The organism is Pseudomonas sp. PMCC200344, assembly GCF_030053095.1.
Classification (GTDB): Bacteria; Pseudomonadota; Gammaproteobacteria; order Pseudomonadales; family Pseudomonadaceae; genus Aquipseudomonas; species Aquipseudomonas svalbardensis.
Genome location: NZ_CP125618.1, coordinates 377,403 through 394,633, shown reverse-complemented (window position 1 = coordinate 394,633; position 17,231 = coordinate 377,403). Strand labels below are relative to the sequence as shown.

14 protein-coding genes are annotated in these 17,231 nt (G+C 59.6%); 2 read left to right on the top strand and 12 right to left on the bottom strand.

What is annotated here, in order from left to right; genetic code table 11:
• Positions 1-13 precede the first annotated feature (13 nt).
• The 10 genes from QFW87_RS01820 to hutC all read right to left on the bottom strand — a co-directional run bounded on the left by QFW87_RS01820 (position 14) and on the right by hutC (position 12,503).
• Positions 14-1,423 carry an amino acid permease gene (locus QFW87_RS01820; protein WP_283189678.1) on the bottom strand — a complete coding sequence of 470 codons (1,410 nt, stop codon included), beginning with the start codon at positions 1,421-1,423 and terminating at the stop codon, positions 14-16.
• Between the two features lie 109 nt (positions 1,424-1,532).
• Positions 1,533-3,065 carry a histidine ammonia-lyase gene (gene hutH / locus QFW87_RS01815; protein WP_283182593.1) on the bottom strand — a complete coding sequence of 511 codons (1,533 nt, stop codon included), beginning with the start codon at positions 3,063-3,065 and terminating at the stop codon, positions 1,533-1,535.
• Between the two features lie 129 nt (positions 3,066-3,194).
• Positions 3,195-4,718 carry a histidine ammonia-lyase gene (gene hutH / locus QFW87_RS01810; protein ID WP_283189677.1) on the bottom strand — a complete coding sequence of 508 codons (1,524 nt, stop codon included), beginning with the start codon at positions 4,716-4,718 and terminating at the stop codon, positions 3,195-3,197.
• A 132-nt stretch (positions 4,719-4,850) separates the two neighbouring features.
• Positions 4,851-5,681, bottom strand: coding sequence for a glycine betaine/L-proline ABC transporter ATP-binding protein (locus QFW87_RS01805; protein ID WP_283189676.1), 831 nt, complete (start codon positions 5,679-5,681; stop codon positions 4,851-4,853).
• Positions 5,678-6,529, bottom strand: a complete 852-nt coding sequence (locus tag QFW87_RS01800; RefSeq protein ID WP_283189675.1) for a proline/glycine betaine ABC transporter permease — start codon at positions 6,527-6,529, stop codon at positions 5,678-5,680. Before QFW87_RS01800 ends, QFW87_RS01805 begins: the two co-directional genes overlap by 4 nt.
• A 70-nt stretch (positions 6,530-6,599) precedes the next feature.
• Positions 6,600-7,568 (bottom strand): ABC transporter substrate-binding protein, encoded by a 969-nt coding sequence (locus QFW87_RS01795; RefSeq protein ID WP_283182590.1) that lies wholly within the window; start codon positions 7,566-7,568, stop codon positions 6,600-6,602.
• Positions 7,569-7,636: 68 nt separating this feature from the next.
• A complete protein-coding gene (locus tag QFW87_RS01790) occupies positions 7,637-9,109 on the bottom strand; it encodes a cytosine permease (RefSeq protein ID WP_283182589.1) in 1,473 nt (490 codons plus the stop codon).
• A 44-nt stretch (positions 9,110-9,153) separates the two neighbouring features.
• Positions 9,154-10,857, bottom strand: a complete 1,704-nt coding sequence (gene hutU, locus QFW87_RS01785; protein WP_283182588.1) for a urocanate hydratase — start codon at positions 10,855-10,857, stop codon at positions 9,154-9,156.
• A gap of 398 nt (positions 10,858-11,255) precedes the next feature.
• Positions 11,256-11,825, bottom strand: coding sequence for a HutD family protein (locus QFW87_RS01780; protein WP_283182587.1), 570 nt, complete (start codon positions 11,823-11,825; stop codon positions 11,256-11,258).
• 9 nt (positions 11,826-11,834) lie between these two features.
• Positions 11,835-12,503: a histidine utilization repressor gene (gene hutC / locus QFW87_RS01775; protein WP_236713266.1), complete on the bottom strand. Its 669-nt coding sequence runs from the start codon at positions 12,501-12,503 to the stop codon at positions 11,835-11,837.
• 200 nt (positions 12,504-12,703) lie between these two features.
• On the opposite strand from hutC, the gene QFW87_RS01770 reads away from it, so the two are divergent.
• The gene (locus QFW87_RS01770) at positions 12,704-14,068 is read left to right on the top strand and encodes a formimidoylglutamate deiminase (RefSeq protein WP_283189674.1); all 1,365 of its coding nucleotides are present in this window, start codon (positions 12,704-12,706) and stop codon (positions 14,066-14,068) included.
• A gap of 93 nt (positions 14,069-14,161) precedes the next feature.
• Here QFW87_RS01770 and QFW87_RS01765 read toward each other — a convergent pair whose 3' ends face one another.
• Together QFW87_RS01765 and QFW87_RS01760 are read right to left on the bottom strand one after the other, a co-directional pair.
• Positions 14,162-14,731, bottom strand: a complete 570-nt coding sequence (locus QFW87_RS01765; protein WP_283189673.1) for a lipocalin family protein — start codon at positions 14,729-14,731, stop codon at positions 14,162-14,164.
• Positions 14,732-14,762: 31 nt separating this feature from the next.
• Positions 14,763-15,017, bottom strand: coding sequence for a lipoprotein (locus tag QFW87_RS01760; protein WP_045061982.1), 255 nt, complete (start codon positions 15,015-15,017; stop codon positions 14,763-14,765).
• Between the two features lie 281 nt (positions 15,018-15,298).
• Between QFW87_RS01760 and QFW87_RS01755 the strand changes: the two genes are divergently transcribed.
• On the top strand, positions 15,299-17,191 hold the full coding sequence (locus tag QFW87_RS01755) for a methyl-accepting chemotaxis protein (RefSeq protein ID WP_283189672.1): 1,893 nt from the start codon (positions 15,299-15,301) through the stop codon (positions 17,189-17,191).
• Positions 17,192-17,231: the final 40 nt, after the last annotated feature.

The following is a 17,231-nucleotide window of genomic DNA, read 5'->3' as shown; positions in this document are numbered from 1 at the left end:
GGCCTCCGTTAGGTTATCGATGAGAAAAAGAAGGTTCCCGCTCCACCGGTACTGCCTTGCCTGCCGCCGGTTTCACCCACGTCAGGTAGGCCAGCACCAGCAATACAATCCAGACCACGCCGACGATCAGAGCCGCCTGGGTGTCCGGGAAATAGCCCAGCACGCCAAAGATGAACAGCATGAAGGCAATCGCCGCCATCGGCGCATAGGGCCAGAACGGCACCGGGAATTTCAGTTGGGCGACCTGCTCGGCACTCATGGAGCGACGCATGGCCACTTGGGTGAACAGAATCATCAACCAGACCCACACCGTCGCAAAGGTGGCAATGGAGGCGATCAACAGAAACACGTTCTCCGGAATCAAGTAGTTCAGCAGCACGCCCAGCAGTAGCGCACTGCTCATCACCACTACCGTCAGCCACGGCACGCCATTGCGCGACAACCGGGCGAAGCCCTTGGGCGCGTGCCCTTGCAGAGCCAGGCCGTACATCATGCGGCCAGCGCCGAAGATGTCGCTGTTGATCGCCGATATCGCCGCCGAAATCACCACGATATTAAGAACAGTCGCCGCCGAACTGATCCCCAGATTGTCGAAAATCTGCACAAACGGGCTGCCCTGGCTGCCGATCTGCTGCCATGGAAAGATCGACATCAGTACGAACATCGTCAGCACGTAGAACAGCAGGATACGCAACGGTACGGCATTGATCGCCCTGGGCAGCACGCGCTGCGGGTCTTTGGCTTCGCCGGCGGTCACGCCGATGATTTCAATGCCGCCAAACGCAAACATCACCACCGCGAACGAAGCGATCAGGCCGCCCACACCATTGGGCATGAAACCGCCATGGCTCCAGAGATTGCTGATGTCGGTCGCTTGGGCGCCGGGCGCAGTGCTGATGCCGAACAACATGATGCCGAAGCCACCGAGGATCATCGCGACGATGGCCGCGACCTTGAGCAGCGACAGCCAGAATTCCATTTCACCGAAGACTTTGACGTTGCACAGGTTCAAGCCGCCGACCACCGAAACGATGCCCAGCACCCAGATCCAGCGGGCGACTTCCGGAAACCAGAAGCCCATGTAAATACCGAATGCGGTGACGTCGGCCATGCCGACGATGACCATTTCAAACGCGTAGGTCCAACCGAGGATGAAGCCCGCCATCGGCCCAAGATAAGTGCTGGCGTAGTGACCGAAAGAGCCCGCCACCGGGTTGTGCACCGCCATCTCACCGAGGGCGCGCATGACCATGAACACCGCCGCGCCACCGATCAGGTAAGCGAGCAGGACCGCAGGACCGGCCATTTGAATGGCCGAGGCAGAACCGTAAAACAGCCCGGTGCCGATTGCCGACCCCAGCGCCATGAAGCGAATATGTCGGGCAGAGAGCCCGCGTTTCAAACCCTTTTCTGACTGTTGCATTGCTCGTCCTTAATTATTCTTATTCGACGTTGAATCGAATCGCGAGCAGGCTCGCTCCCACAGGGGTATGCATTCCAATGTGGGAGCGAGCCTGCTCGCGAAAAGGCCATTACAGGCTAGGCAACAACTTCGCCGTAACCAGCTCGTTCAGGCAACGCGTGGCCAACAACTCGCTCGCCGCATTGATGTCCGGCGCGAAGAAACGGTCCTTCTCATAGAACGGCACTTCAGCACGCAGAATCGCGCGAGCTTTTTCCAGTTTTGGCGAGGTTTTCAGACCGTCGCGCAGATCCAGACCTTGGACCGCAGCCAACCATTCCACCGCGAGAACGCCGCGCGTGTTTTCGGCCATTTCCCACAGACGCTTGCCGGCAGCCGGCGCCATGGAAACGTGGTCTTCCTGGTTCGCCGACGTCGGCAGGCTGTCCACCGAGTGCGGATGGGACAACGCCTTGTTCTCGCTGGCCAGTGCCGCAGCGGTCACCTGAGCGATCATGAAGCCGGAGTTCACGCCGCCATTGGCCACCAGGAACGGCGGCAGTTGCGACATGTGCTTGTCCATCATCAGCGAGATACGACGTTCGCTCAGGGAACCGATTTCAGCGATGGCCAACGCCATGTTGTCGGCTGCCATGGCGACCGGTTCGGCGTGGAAGTTACCGCCGGAAATCACGTCGCCTTCAGCGGCGAATACCAGCGGGTTGTCCGAAACGGCGTTGGCTTCGATGGCGAGCACTTCGGCGGCCTGGCGGAACTGAGTCAGGCAAGCGCCCATGACTTGCGGCTGGCAGCGCAGGGAGTACGGGTCCTGGACCTTTTCGCAGTTCTGATGCGAGTCGGACACTTCGCTGCGCTCGCCCAGCAGATCGCGGTAAGCGGCAGCGGCGTCGATCTGGCCTTTCTGGCCACGAGCGGCGTGGATGCGAGCATCAAACGGCGAGCGCGAGCCCAGCACGGCTTCAACGGTCAGGGCGCCCAGCGCCACAGCGCCAGCGAACAGATCCTCACCTTCGAACAGACCACGCAACGCGTAAGCGGTGGACACCTGAGTGCCGTTGAGCAGCGCCAGACCTTCTTTCGCGGCCAGGGTCAGCGGGGTCAGACCGGCGACTTTCAGCGCTTCGGTTGCTTCCATCCACTCGCCTTTGTAGCGGGCCTTGCCTTCACCCAGCAGCACCAGCGACATGTGGGCCAACGGCGCCAGGTCGCCGGACGCACCGACCGAACCTTTCAATGGAATGTGCGGGTAAACCTCGGCGTTGATCAGGGCGATCAGCGCGTCGATGACCTTACGACGAATGCCGGAGAAACCACGGCTCAGGCTGTTGACCTTGAGCACCATGACCAAGCGAACCAGTGCGTCGCTGATCGGCTCGCCGACACCGGCAGCGTGGGACAAAACGAGCGAGCGCTGGAGGTTTTCCAGGTCTTCGCTGGCGATACGGGTCGACGCCAGCAGGCCGAAACCGGTGTTGATGCCATAAGCGGTGCGGTTCTCGGCGAGGATCTGTTCCACGCAGGCAACGCTGGCTTCGATCTGGGCAGAGGCACTGTTGTCGAGGGTGATTTTGACCGGCTGCTGATAAACATCACGCAGTTGGGCAAGGCTCAGTTGGCCGGGAATCAAATTAAGCGCAGTCACATCATTCTCCTTTTGAGAGTTTTGTTCTTCATAAACGAAGAGGACTAACCAGACGCTCCGGATATTTCCGTTGTCCGTCGCGTCTCGCCTTCTGGGGAGCCGCGCCTTGGCACGCTGGTGTGGTGGAAATCAGTTCAGGTTCGGTAACACTTTGTGCAGCAAAATCGGGTCTTTCAAAACGGCGGCGGCACTGGCGATATCCGGTGCCAGCCAGCGGTCCTGGTCGTAGGCCGGAACTCGCTCGCGCAGCAGACGCCAGGCGGCATCGGTACCGGCGCCGAAGCGTTGCTCTTTCAAGAATTCAAACGCCTGAGACGCCAGCAGGTACTCGATCGCGAGGATCTGCGTGCAGTTTTCCAGGGCACGATGCAGCTTCAACGCGGCGTTGGTGCCCAGGCTCAGGTGGTCTTCCTGCAGGCCCGAGGTGACGTAGTTGTCGAGTACCGCCGGTTGCGCCAACTGACGATTTTCCGCACACAGCGAAGCGGCGACGTACTGGACGATCATCATCCCGGAGTTCACACCCGGATTGGCCACCAGGAATGCCGGCAAACCACTGACGTGCGGGTTGATCAAACGATCCAGGCGACGTTCGGCGATGGAGCCGATTTCAGCCATGGCGATGGCCAGCAAATCCGCCGCCAAGGCCACGGATTGACCGTGCGGGTTGGCTTGGGACACCACCCGGAAGTCGTCCGGCGTGCCTAGCAGCATCGGGTTGTCGGTAACCGAGTTGAGTTCGGTTTCGATCTGCTTTTTCGCGTGCTCAAGCTGATCGCGAGCGGCGCCGTGAACTTGCGGAATCGAGCGGATGCTCAGCGCATCCTGAGTACGAATGCCTTTGCTGCTGGCGATCACTTCACTGCCATCGAGCAACGCCCGCAGGTTGATGCCGACTTGCTGCATGCCTGGATGCGGTTTGAGCGCGATGATCTCGGCATCGAACGCGGCAATCTGACCGCGCTGAGCTTCGAAGCTCATGGCACCGATCACGTCGGCCCATTGCACCAGACGCGTCGCGTCGGCGAGTGCCAGGCAGCTGAGGCCGGACATGCACGGCGTGCCGTTGACCAGACACAGGCCATCTTTGGCGCCCAGTTGAACCGGTTGCAGACCTTCTTCGGCCAGGGCTTGCTGCGCGGAAACGATCTGCCCGCGATAGCTGACATTGCCGACACCCAGCAGCGCAATGCTGATGTGGGCCATATGGGTCAGGTAACCGACCGAACCCTGGGACGGCACTTGCGGGGTAATGCCGCGATTGAGCAGCGCCAACAGGGCTTCGACCACTCGGCGATGAATGCCGGATTTGCCATGGCTGTAGTTGCGAATAGCGGCGCAGATGATTGCGCGAGTCTGTTCGTCGGCCAGTGGCGCGCCAACGCCACAGGCGTGACTGAGCAAGGTGTTGCGCGACAGTTGGCTGAGTTGCTCGTCTTTGAGCGAGACATTGCACAGCGCGCCGAGGCCGGTGTTGACGCCATAGGCGCGCTCGCCGCTGACGACGATACGCTGGACGATCGCCTGAGCATTTTCGATCCGCGCCCAGACCTGTGGTGACAGCTCAAGCTGTGCGCCATGACGGGCGACGGCGACCACATCCTGCCAACGCAGGTGGTCGCCTGCGATAACGATTTTTTCAGCCTGGGACATCTTCAACCTCATCCAAATATTGATGCAGCTTCACCGCCGCCTTCGCGAGCAGGCTCGCTCCCACATTGGAATGCATTTCCCTGTGGGAGCGAGCCTGCTCGCGAAGGGGCCGGAACAGACACCGCAAGGCTCTTAAACCACCGCAGCCCGCCGCTGTACGAACCGATCGACATACTCATCCGCCGGCGAATGCAGGATCTCCCTCGGCGTACCCACCTGAATCAGACGGCCATCCTTGAGAATCGCAATCCGGTTACCAATCCGCACCGCCTCATCAAGGTCGTGGGTGATGAAGACGATGGTCTTGTGCAGGGTCTTTTGCAGTTCCAGCAACTGGTCCTGCATCTCGGCGCGAATCAGCGGATCGAGGGCGCTGAACGCCTCGTCCATCAGGATGATGTCGGTGTCTGCCGCCAAGGCGCGAGCCAGGCCCACACGCTGACGCATGCCACCCGAGAGCTGGTGCGGGTATTTGTTTTCGTAGCCCTTGAGGCCCACGGTGTTGATCCAGTGCAGCGCGCGTTCGGAGCACATTTGCTTGGTCTCGCCACGCACTTTCAGGCCGTAGGCGACGTTATCCACCACGGTCTTGTGCGGCAGCAGGCCGAAGCTCTGGAACACCATGCTGATCTTGTGCCGGCGAAATTCGCGCAGGGCTTCCATGTCGTATTGCAGGATGTCCACGCCATCCACCAGGATCGCGCCGCTGGTCGGGTCAATCAGGCGATTGAAGTGGCGCACCAGAGTGGACTTGCCGGAGCCCGACAGGCCCATGATCACGAAGATCTCGCCGGTGCCGATGCTCAGGGACAAGTCGTTCACGCCGACCACGCAGCCGGTCTCGGCCAGCACCTGATCTTTGGTTTTGCCCTGACCAATCATGGCCAGCGCATCCTTGGAACGGTTGCCGAAAATCTTGAAGACGTTTTTGACTTCGATTTTGCTCACGGTTGCGTCGTTCATTTGCTCACCTCATGCCGTGGCCGACCATACGCCTGAGTAATGCGGTCGATGACCACTGCCAGAATCACGATCGCCAGACCGGCCTCAAGACCACGTCCGACGTTGAGGGTCTGAATTCCCACCAACACGTCTTCACCCAGACCACGGGCACCGATCATCGAGGCAATCACCACCATCGACAGGGCCATCATGGTGGTCTGGTTAATCCCGGCCATGATGCTCGGCAGGGCCAGTGGAAGTTGCACGCCAAACAGTTGCTGCCAGCGGTTGGCACCGAAGGCGTTGATCGCTTCCATCACTTCGCCGTCGACCTGGCGAATACCCAGATCTGTCAGGCGGATCAGCGGTGGTGCGGCGTAGATCACGGTGGCGAAAATCGCCGGGACCTTGCCCAGGCCGAACAGCATCAGCACCGGGATCAGGTACACGAAACTCGGCATGGTCTGCATGATGTCCAGCAACGGCATCAAGATCGAACGCAGGCGATTGCTGCGCGCCGAGAGAATGCCCAGTGGAATGCCGATCATCACCGAAATGATGGTTGCCACCATCATCAGCGCCAGGGTCTGCATCAGCTTGTCCCAGAGGCCGACCGCACCCACCAGGAACAACAAGCCTACGATCACGGCGGTGGTCACGACTTTGCGGGTCGCGTGCCAGGCAACGCCCGCCACGATGGCCAGCATCAGCCACCAGGGCGCCGCACGCAGCAGCCCTTCAAGATTGACGATGGCCCACAACAGGGTGTCGGAGATGCTGCGGAACACATCGCCGTAGTTGGTGACCAGTGAATCGACCCAACTGTTGACCCAGTCGGCGATGGAAAAGGTAAAGCTTTCGGGAAACATAAGAGACTCTCAATCAAGGGGTTGCGATCAAGCGTCCGACTGCCGCTCAGGGCAGTCGGAGAGGCTCGACCTACAAGGCCGCGTCGATCTTTTTGGCTGCGTCTTCGCTCACCCATGCGTGCCAGACTTCAGGATGTTCCTTGAGGAAGATTTTCGCCAGTTTTGGTGACTCGATCCGCTCTTTGGCCATGCGCCCGAGGTTCTGGTTGAGCAGGTCGATTGGCAGGTTGACCTTCTCCAGCACAGCCACCAGTTCCGGGGCTTGCTCGTGGAAGGTCTTGGACAGGCCGACCTTGATGGTCACGCGCTTGTCCACGCCTGGTTTCTCTTCGAGTTTCACCAGATCAACCTGACCCATCAGCGGGGTTGGCGACCAGTAGTAGAACAGGATCGGCTCGCCACGTTTGTAGCTCGACAGCACGGCGGCATCCAGTGCCGGACCGGTGCCCGGACGGAAGTTGGTGTAGGTGCTTTCCAGGCCGTAGCTTTTCAGCATTTCGCTGTTATCCAGCTCACAGGTCCAGCCCGCCGGGCAGTTATAGAAACGGCCCTTGGATGGCTCTTCCTGATCCTTGAACACGGCGGCGTACTTGGCCAGGTCGGCGATGTTTTTCAGGTCCGGCGCCTTGGGTTCCAGCTTGCGCTTGGCGTCGCCTTCGATCACGTAGCGCGGCACGTACCAGCCTTCGATAGCACCCACCACCGGAGCGCCGACACCGACGACTTTGCCGGCCTTCTCGGCCTTGTTCCAGACTTCGCTGCGGCCGACCCACTCTTCGGCGAACACTTGGATGTCGTTGCTGCTCAGGGCGTTTTCCATGGTGATGGAGTTGCCCGGCAAGCTGTCGGTCTTGCAGTCGTAGCCCTTCTCCAACACGATTTGCATCACGTCGGTCAGCAGCATGCCGCTCTCCCAGTTCAGGCCGGCGAATTTCACCGGTTTGCCCGACTCGCACCAACCGGCTGCCTGAGTGGCGCCGGCGCTGGCCAGTAGGCCCATGGAAAGCAATGTGGTCAGCAGGGTCTTGTTCGATTTCATTGTGTGACGCTCCTAATCATGAATTGGCTTACGGCAGTCAAGAGGCATCCAGCCCTGTCCACGTCCAATCAGGCCTGCGCCGCAGCGCGACTGGCCCCGCTTGTTATAGGTGCTGCATCGCTGTCCTGCTCGACTGGCAGAATCAGGTGATCGGGTACTGCGCTGTGCCATTTTTTCGCGCACACGTAATACAGGACTGCAGGAAGCACCAGACCGATGATCCAGGAAATATCCACACCACCCAGAGCGTCCACCAGCGGACCGGTATAGAACTTGGTGGAGATGAACGGCAGTTGCACCAGTACACCGAAGACATAGACGCTGATACCGAGGGGGTTCCAACGGCCGTAGCGACCGTTCGGATCGGCCAACGCCGGCACGTCATAGCGTTCGCGGGTGATGCAGTAGTAGTCCACCAGGTTGATCGCGCTCCATGGCGTAAAGAACGCCAGCAAGAACAGGATGAAGGACTTGAACGCACCGAGGAACGAGTGCTGACCGAGCAATGCGATGAGGGTCGCAGTGCCGACGATGACCAGCACGAAGACCAGACGCTGCAAGCGCGTTACCCGCAGGTCACCTCGAAAACCGCTGATGACGGTCGCAATGCACATGAAGCTGCCGTAAGAGTTCAGCGTGGAGATGGTGACCTTGCCGAACGCGATGCTGAAGTACAGCAGCGCAGCGGTGGCACCGCTGCCGCTCAAACCAACGATGTAGGCCACTTCGTGGCCGGCGAATTGCCCGTTGGCCATGGCGGCGGCAAACACGCCGAGGATCATCGCCACCTGTGCGCCAATGACCGAACCTGCGCCAGCGGCGAAAAAGGTTTTCACCGAGGAAGTCTTGCTCGGCAGGTAGCGTGAATAGTCAGCCACGTACGGGCCGAAAGCGATCTGCCAGGATGCCGCGAGCGACACCGCGAGCAGGAAGCTGCTCCAGCTGAAGTGGCGGATCTGCAGGAGTGCGCCAACGTCCGTCTGGCTCATCAGACGACTGAACAGGTAAACGAATGCAATCACACCAATAACGCTGGCGACACGGCCGATGAAGTGGATCACCCGATAACCGAGCACCGTGACCAGCACAATGACACTGGCGAAAATCAGGATGCCGACGCTGTCGCTGACCCCAAACAACTGACCCAGCGCCTGGCCGGAAAGCACGGTGCCCGTCGCAGTGAAACCGAGGTACATCAGACAGACCAGCACGATCGGGATGGCCGCGCCATACACGCCGAACTGTACCCGGCTTGAGATCATCTGAGGCAGGCCAAGCTTGGGCCCTTGCGCCGCATGCAGCGCCATTACGCCGCCACCGAGCAGTTGACCGATCAACAGACCGATCAACGACCAGAACACGTCACCGCCCAGCACCACGGCCAGGGCCCCGGTGACAATCGCGGTGATTTGCAGGTTGGCACCCATCCACAGGGTGAACTGGCTCAACAGACGACCGTGTCTCTCCGCTTCCGGGATGTAGTCGATCGAACGTGTCTCGATCAACGGTTTACTGCCTGCACGATCGCTGTTAACAGCCATGATTCAACCTCTGTGGATTGTTTTGTGGGGTTAGCTTTGCGTTGTTATTTACCGGTAATCATCGGCAGGTTCAGCCCCTGCTCCTTGGCGCAGTCGATCGCGATCTGGTAACCCGCATCGGCGTGACGCATGACACCGGTCGCCGGGTCGTTGTGCAGGACGCGAGCGATACGCTCGGCCGCTTCGTCAGTACCGTCGCAGACAATCACCATGCCCGAGTGCTGGGAGAAGCCCATGCCGACGCCGCCGCCGTGGTGCAGCGAAACCCAGGTCGCGCCGCTCGCGGTGTTGAGCAGAGCGTTGAGCAGTGGCCAATCGGACACGGCATCGGAACCGTCCCGCATCGATTCGGTTTCGCGGTTCGGACTGGCTACCGAACCGGAGTCCAGGTGGTCGCGACCGATCACGATTGGCGCGGACAATTCACCGCTGCGAACCATTTCGTTGAACGCCAGACCAAGTTTGGCGCGCAGGCCCAGGCCAACCCAGCAGATACGTGCCGGCAGACCCTGGAAGCTGATGCGCTCGCGCGCCATGTCCAGCCAGTTGTGCAGGTGGGCGTCGTCCGGGATCAGTTCTTTTACTTTGGCGTCGGTTTTGTAGATGTCTTGCGGATCGCCCGACAGTGCAGCCCAACGGAACGGGCCGATACCGCGGCAGAACAGCGGACGGATGTAAGCGGGTACGAAGCCTGGGAAGTCGAATGCGTTCTCGACGCCTTCTTCTTGGGCCATCTGACGGATGTTGTTGCCGTAGTCGAAGGTTGGAATGCCCATCTTCTGGAATTCGAGCATCGCTTTAACGTGCACGGCCATCGATTGCTTGGCGGCTTTGACGACAGCGGCTGGCTCGGTCTTGGCGCGAGCGCGGTACTCTTCCCAGGTCCAGCCGGCTGGCAGGTAACCGTTCAGCGGGTCGTGGGCGCTGGTCTGGTCGGTGACCATGTCCGGGCGCACGCCGCGCTTGACCAGTTCCGGAAGGATTTCAGCTGCGTTGCCGAGCAGGGCGATGGAAATCGCTTTGCCTTCCTTAGTGTATTTGGCGATGCGGGCCAGCGCGTCGTCGAGGTCGGTGGCTTGCTCATCGACGTAACGGCTGTTCAGGCGGAAATCGATGCTGACCTGCTGGCATTCGATGTTCAGCGAGCAAGCGCCGGCCAGGGTCGCGGCCAGAGGTTGAGCGCCGCCCATGCCGCCGAGGCCTGCGGTCAGGACCCAACGACCTTTCAGGTCATCGTTGTAGTGTTGGCGACCGGCTTCGACGAAGGTTTCGTAGGTACCCTGAACGATGCCCTGGCTGCCGATGTAGATCCAGCTGCCGGCGGTCATCTGGCCGTACATGGCCAGGCCTTTGGCGTCGAGTTCATTGAAGTGTTCCCAGCTCGCCCAGTGTGGCACCAGGTTGGAGTTGGCGATCAGTACGCGCGGGGCGTTGCTGTGGGTCTTGAACACGCCGACCGGCTTGCCGGATTGCACCAGCAGGGTCTCGTCGTCATTCAGGTTGGTCAGGCTTTCGACGATCTTGTCGTAGCATTCCCAGTTACGTGCCGCACGACCGATACCACCGTAAACCACCAGTTCTTTAGGGTTCTCGGCGACTTCCGGGTCGAGGTTGTTCATTAACATGCGCAGCGGCGCTTCGGTCAGCCAGCTCTTGGCGGTCAGCTTGTTACCGCGGGCAGCGCGGATTTCGACGTTACGGTGCTTTGTAAAAGAAGCGGTCGTAGGTTTCTGGGTATTGTCAGTCACGAAAAAGACTCCTCAGCGATCAATCCAAACCAACCCTGGCGGTGGGTAAGCCAGCCTGTGCGCGTCAAAGCGACACAAGCGAATCAGTGGACGTTGCGAGGAGTCTCGATCGACTCTTACGCATACGTCTTTACTTGTACATACAAGCATATGCAATCAAGCGGCCAACTTGCTGGATGAGTGTTCAAGAAAAGTATTGAAAGGGCTGGAAAGCGCCTGGATCAAGGGTTCTGGCAAAGATGAAATTTTTCGGGGGGATTTTGCGAGGGAGATTACAGCTGTTACTTGAGCGAGGTTTTGCGCCACGCTGGGGCGTTCGGTAACAAGTTGGTGCGCAGTTTCGAATCAGATGATCGTTCCCACGCGGGAGCGTGGGAACGATCAGTGGAGGTGTTGAATCAGCGTGCAGTCAGTTCAATCACGCAGCAGGCGCCATTGCTGGAGACTTCCAGCAGGCCGGCGTTACCGTCGAGTTGCAGGCAATCATGGCGACCGAGTTGTGAGGCGCTGTTACCGACCTTCACTTCAAGCTCGTCGGTGACACTGAACACGAGCACGGTGCCTGCCGAGCTGAAAAACCGCTGCTCGCCGTCCAGCCACTGCAATCGCGCGCTATAACGCTGCGGCGCATAAATCAGGTTGAAGTCGCGAATCGGCTCACCGAGCAATGTGCAGAAAACCTGGCTCTCGCCGCTGAAAGCAAATGGGTCCAGCGGTAACAGTGGCTTTGTGTCCTGGCCATCAACCCGCAAGGTCATGCCCTCGCCTTGCAGCACAGTGATCACTCGCTCGTAGCCGGCGAACGTCGAGAAGCCGCCCGACTCGCCGATATCGGCAATCGACAGACGCCAGCCGAAACCCTCAAGGCCGGCACCTCCATCACGGGTGATTTCTTCGGTACTGCCGCCGCCGTTTTTCCACGGCATGCGCGGGTAATCAACTGCGCGTAGAACCTTGAACTGACTCATTTATGCTCTCTATTTATGGAATCGTCCTTCCAGACGATGACGGGAACCGGGGTGGATCAAACGGGCGGCGGTCACTGGCTGACGGCCGGACCAGGTACGACGACGAATCAGCAGGCACGGCTCGCCCTTTTCAATCTGCAGCAACTTGCATTCGCTGGCCTCGGCCAGAATCGCCTCGACCACATGCTCGCCTTCAGTCAGCGGCGCGACCTGGTTCAGATAGGCGTATGGCGTTTGCAGGGTGAAGTCCTGCTTGAGGTAATCCGGCGCCACCAGCGCGTTGACGAAACGGTCTTCGATTTGTACCGGGATATCGTTTTCGAAATGCACGATCAGCGAATGAAAGACTTTCTGGCCTTCACGCATGTCCAGCGCCAAGGCGCGCTCGGAACCAGCGGCCTCTTCTTCAAGGGTGATGACCTTGCAGGTATGACGATGGCCACGGGAGGCGATTTCGTCGGCGATGTTGTGCACTTCAAACAGCGCGGATTGGCTTTTCGGTTCGGCGACAAAAGTCCCGACACCCTGCATGCGCACCAACAGACCGTCAGCGGTCATTTCGCGCAGGGCGCGGTTGATGGTCATGCGGCTGAAACCCAGCTGGTTGACCAGCTCGCTCTCCGACGGAACGCGGTAGTGCGGCGGCCAGTTTCCACTGTCGATTTGCTGGGTGATCATCTGTTTGACGCGGGCGTACAAGGGCGCCGGACTGTCGCCCAGATTGGCGCTCAGATTGGCATTCGGCGGCAATGTGGCAGGCGGAGTCGGCACGGTTAATCCTTGATCATCTGTTAGAGGTTGCTAGCTTGCCGGAGTTTACCGAGCAGGCAAACGTCTGTATATGTATATACAAATAACACACGATGGGGTGCTGAACCATGTCCGCCTTCTTTGCCGAACGCGCGCTGCTGCCTAGTGGATGGGCCAACAATGTACGTCTTGAGGTCAGCGCCGATGGCGTGTTGACCCATATCCAGGCCGATTCCAATGCAGATGGCGCCGAGTGGCTGAGCGGTCCGCTGCTGCCGGGTATGCCGAATCTACACTCCCACGCCTTCCAGCGGGCCATGGCCGGGCTGGCGGAAGTGGCAGGGAATCCGAATGACAGTTTCTGGACCTGGCGCGATTTGATGTATCGCCTCGTCGGAAAAATCAGCCCGGATCAACTCGGCGTCATCGCCCGTCAGCTGTACATCGAAATGCTCAAGGCCGGTTACACCTCGGTCGCGGAATTTCATTACGTACACCACGACACCAACGGCCAGCCTTACGCCGACCCGGCCGAACTGGCGCTACGTATCAGCCAGGCCGCCAGTTCCGCCGGGATCGGCCTGACCCTGCTGCCGGTGCTCTACAGCCATTCCGGTTTCGGCGGCCAGGCCCCGAACGAAGGCCAGCGCCGCTTTATCAACAGCACCGAAAACTACCTCAAGCTTCAATCGCGCTTGCAGCCAATCCTGGCGCAGCAACCGGCGCAGTCGTTGGGTTTGTGTTTCCACTCGTTGCGCGCGGTAACACCGCAGCAAATCAGCGAAGTGCTGGCGGCCAGCGACCAGCAGTGCCCGGTGCACATTCACATCGCCGAGCAGCAGAAGGAAGTCGATGACTGCCTGAGCTGGAGCGGCCGCCGTCCGCTGCAATGGCTGTACGAAAACACCGAGGTCGATCAGCGCTGGTGCCTGGTTCACGCGACCCACGCCAACCCGGAAGAAGTTACGCTGATGGCCAAGAGTCGCGCCATCGCCGGCTTGTGCCTGACCACCGAAGCCAACCTCGGCGACGGGATCTTCCCGGCGGTGGATTTCCTCGCTCAGGGCGGGCGCATGGGCATCGGTTCCGACAGCCATGTGTCATTGAGCGTGGTGGAAGAATTGCGTTGGCTGGAATACGGCCAACGTCTGCGCGACCAACGACGTAACCGTTTGTATGGCGCGGATCAGCCGATGGTTGGCCGCACGCTGTACGACGCGGCGCTGGATGGCGGCGCTCAGGCGCTGGGTCAGCCGATTGGTGCACTGGAAGTTGGCAAGCGTGCGGATTGGCTGGTGCTGGATGGCAACGATCCGTACCTGGCGACAGCCAGCGGCGACGGGATTCTCAATCGTTGGTTGTTTGCCGGTGGTGATCGTCAGGTACGCGATGTGCTGGTCAATGGCCAGTGGGTTGTGCGCGACGGGCGTCATGCGGGCGAAGAAGAAAGTAACCGCGCCTTCACCCAAGTCCTGCGCGACTTGCTCGGTTAAAAGCAAAAGATCGCAGCCTGCGGCAGCTTCTACAGAATCACTCGATCCCTGTAGGAGCTGCCGCAGGCTGCGATCTTTTTTTCAGCCGCACCGTTAGTTCGAAGTCTTGGCCATCTGCGTATCGGTCGCGCGCCAGATCAGCCGCGTAGTGTCGTAACCCTGCTGACGTGCCTTGCTCAGCAGTTCCTCACGCACTACACCATTGACCGTCGGGGTCCGTGACAGCAGCCACAGATACTTGCGGCTCGGATCGCCAACAATGGCGGTCTTGTAGTCATCGCTGACGTACAACACCCAATACTCGCCCTTCGCCACACCCGGAATCAGCCGCGAAAACCAGTTATCGAACTCGACCCACAGCTTGTCGGTTTTGCCCGACTCCTGTGGCCAGGCCGTGCCTTTAGCCTCTTCCCATTGCCAGTCTGCCGTCAGGCAGCGATTGAGCACCAATACCTTGCCGTCAGGCTTGAGCGTGTAATGGGCTTCGGATTGTGCGCAGTTGCGCTGGAAATACATCGGCAGACGAGCCAACTCGTACCAGGTCCCTTGGTACTTCTTGAGATTGACGCTGTTGACGGTTTTCGGTGCCAACGGATCTACGCCGGAAGTGGCGCAGCCGGCCAATACCAGGCCGGCAAAAAGGACTATCAGTAACCGCTTCATTATTTTTCTCCCGTGGGCGTATAGCCCCGGATTACTTCAGGCCTTGGCCGGAAAACATCAGCACTTTGTCACCGGCGTACTGCACACTGATAAAGCTGTTCTTGTCGCCCCAAGTGCAACTGGACATGCCGAGCGCGCCCGAGCAGTCGGTGGGTTTGCCCAGCAAGGTTTCTACTTCGGCCTTGGGCATGCCTGACGACAGCTTCGAGTAGTTTTCCTGATTGACCTTGCTGCACGCGGCCAGCAACACGCAGAACGAAAGCAGGGCGATTGAACGCAGCGACATTGTGTAGCTCCTGGGGCGAAGGGGAATGGCAGGACTGCCAAGCAGAAGCTTAGAAGAGAAAACCCCTATCTGGTTCCGTGGCCGGCCGCCTATTTTCGGGCCGCTCGTCCGCCTTTCGTGAAATATAAGGAACTTTTGTTTGCTGTTGAACATTTCGTCGGTTTTCGCAAAAGCCGCCTAATCTTTGGCACCGCTCAGTCGACATAAAAGCAGCGCAAAGCCCACGACTGTGGCAAATTGACGCCCCTTTGTTGACCAGCCTCTTCGCGGTAGTTCATTTAATGACCAAAAACATGAAGTTCAGCCACAAGATCTTGTTGGCTGCCGCCCTCGTGGTGGCCGTTGCATTCGCTTGCTTCATCCTCTTCAACGACTACCGCCAGCGGCAAACCCTGCGCAGCAGTACCGAATCCTCGATGCAGGAACTCGGCAGCCTGACCACCAGCAACATCCAGACCTGGCTGGAAAGCCGCATTCAGTTGCTGCAATCGCTGTCCCAGCAGATCGCCGTGGACGGCAGCGCCCAGGCCAACCTCAAGCGCGCCATCGACCTGCCGGCCTACACCAGTAATTTTCAGTTGAGCTATTTCGGTGGCACCGACGGCGTGATGTTCTCGGTTCCGGCTGGCAATCGTGCCGCGGATTACGACCCCCGCGCCCGTGGCTGGTACAAGGCGGCCAACGGTGCGCAACAGACCATCGTCACCGAACCGTACATCGCCGCGTCGTCGGGCAAACTGGTGATCACCGTTGCCACCCCGGTGAAACATCAGAATCAAATGATCGGCGTCGCTGGCGCAGACATCGACCTGTCCAGCGTCAGTGCGATCATCAACTCGCTGAACTTCGGCGGCCACGGCCATGCGTTTATCGTCAGCGCCGACGGCAAGATCCTGATTCACCCGGACAGCAAACTGGTGCTCAAGAGCCTGACCGATGCCTACCCGAACGGCGCGCCGAAAGTCAGCCCGGGCATGAAAGAAGTCGAGATCGACGGCAAGACTCAATTCATCTCCTTTACCCACGTCAATGGTGTGCCCTCGGCAGACTGGTACGTAGCGCTGGTGCTGGATCAGGACACCGCGTTCTCGATGCTCAGCGAATTTCGCACCTCGGCGATCATCGCCATGGTCATTGCCGTGGTGATCATCATCGCGCTGCTGGGCATGCTGATCAGCTTCTTGATGCAGCCGCTGTTGACTATGGGCCGCGCCATGCATGACATCGCCGAAGGCGAAGGTGACCTGACCAAACGACTGACCATCCACGGCCAGGACGAATTCGGTGCCCTAGGCACCTCGTTCAACCGTTTTGTGGAGCGTATTCACACCTCGATTCGCGAAGTGTCCTCGGCCACCGGCCAGGTCAACGAAGTCGCCTTGCGTGTGGTTGCCGCGTCGAACTCGTCGATGTTCAACTCCGACCAGCAAGCCTCGCGCACCAGCAGCGTGGCAGCCGCCATCAACGAACTGGGCGCCGCCGCCCAGGAAATCGCCCAGAACGCCGCCCTCGCCTCTCAGCATTCGAGCGATGCTCGCGCATTGGCCGAGGACGGTCAGCAAGTCGTCGATAAAACCATCGCGGCGATGCAGCAGCTCTCGGCGAAGATCAGCGATTCGTGCGGCAACATCGAAACGCTCAACAGCAACACCGTGAACATCGGGCAGATTCTGGAAGTGATTACCAGCATCTCTCAGCAGACCAACTTGCTGGCACTCAACGCAGCCATCGAAGCGGCCCGTGCCGGTGAAGCCGGTCGTGGTTTTGCCGTAGTGGCCGACGAAGTGCGCAACCTCGCGCACCGTACTCAGGATTCAGCGCAGCAAGTGCAGAAGATGATCGAGGAACTGCAAGTCGGCGCCCGGGAAGCCGTGATCACCATGACCGACAGCCAACGCCAGAGCGAAAGCAGCGTTGGCATCGCCAACCAGGCTGGCGAACGTCTGGGCAGCGTGACTCAGCGTATCGGTGAGATCGACGGGATGAATCAGTCGGTGGCCACTGCGACGGAAGAGCAGACGGCGGTGGTGGAGTCGATCAACGTCGACATCACCGAAATCAACACGCTAAATCAGGAAGGCGTGGAGAACTTGCAGTCGACCTTGCGCGCGTGTGCGGATCTTGAGCAGCAGGCGGCGCGGTTGAAGCAGTTGGTGGGTAGTTTCCGGATCTAAAGCGCTTTTAAAGGCCTCATCGTCGGAACGCCGCCCGGAG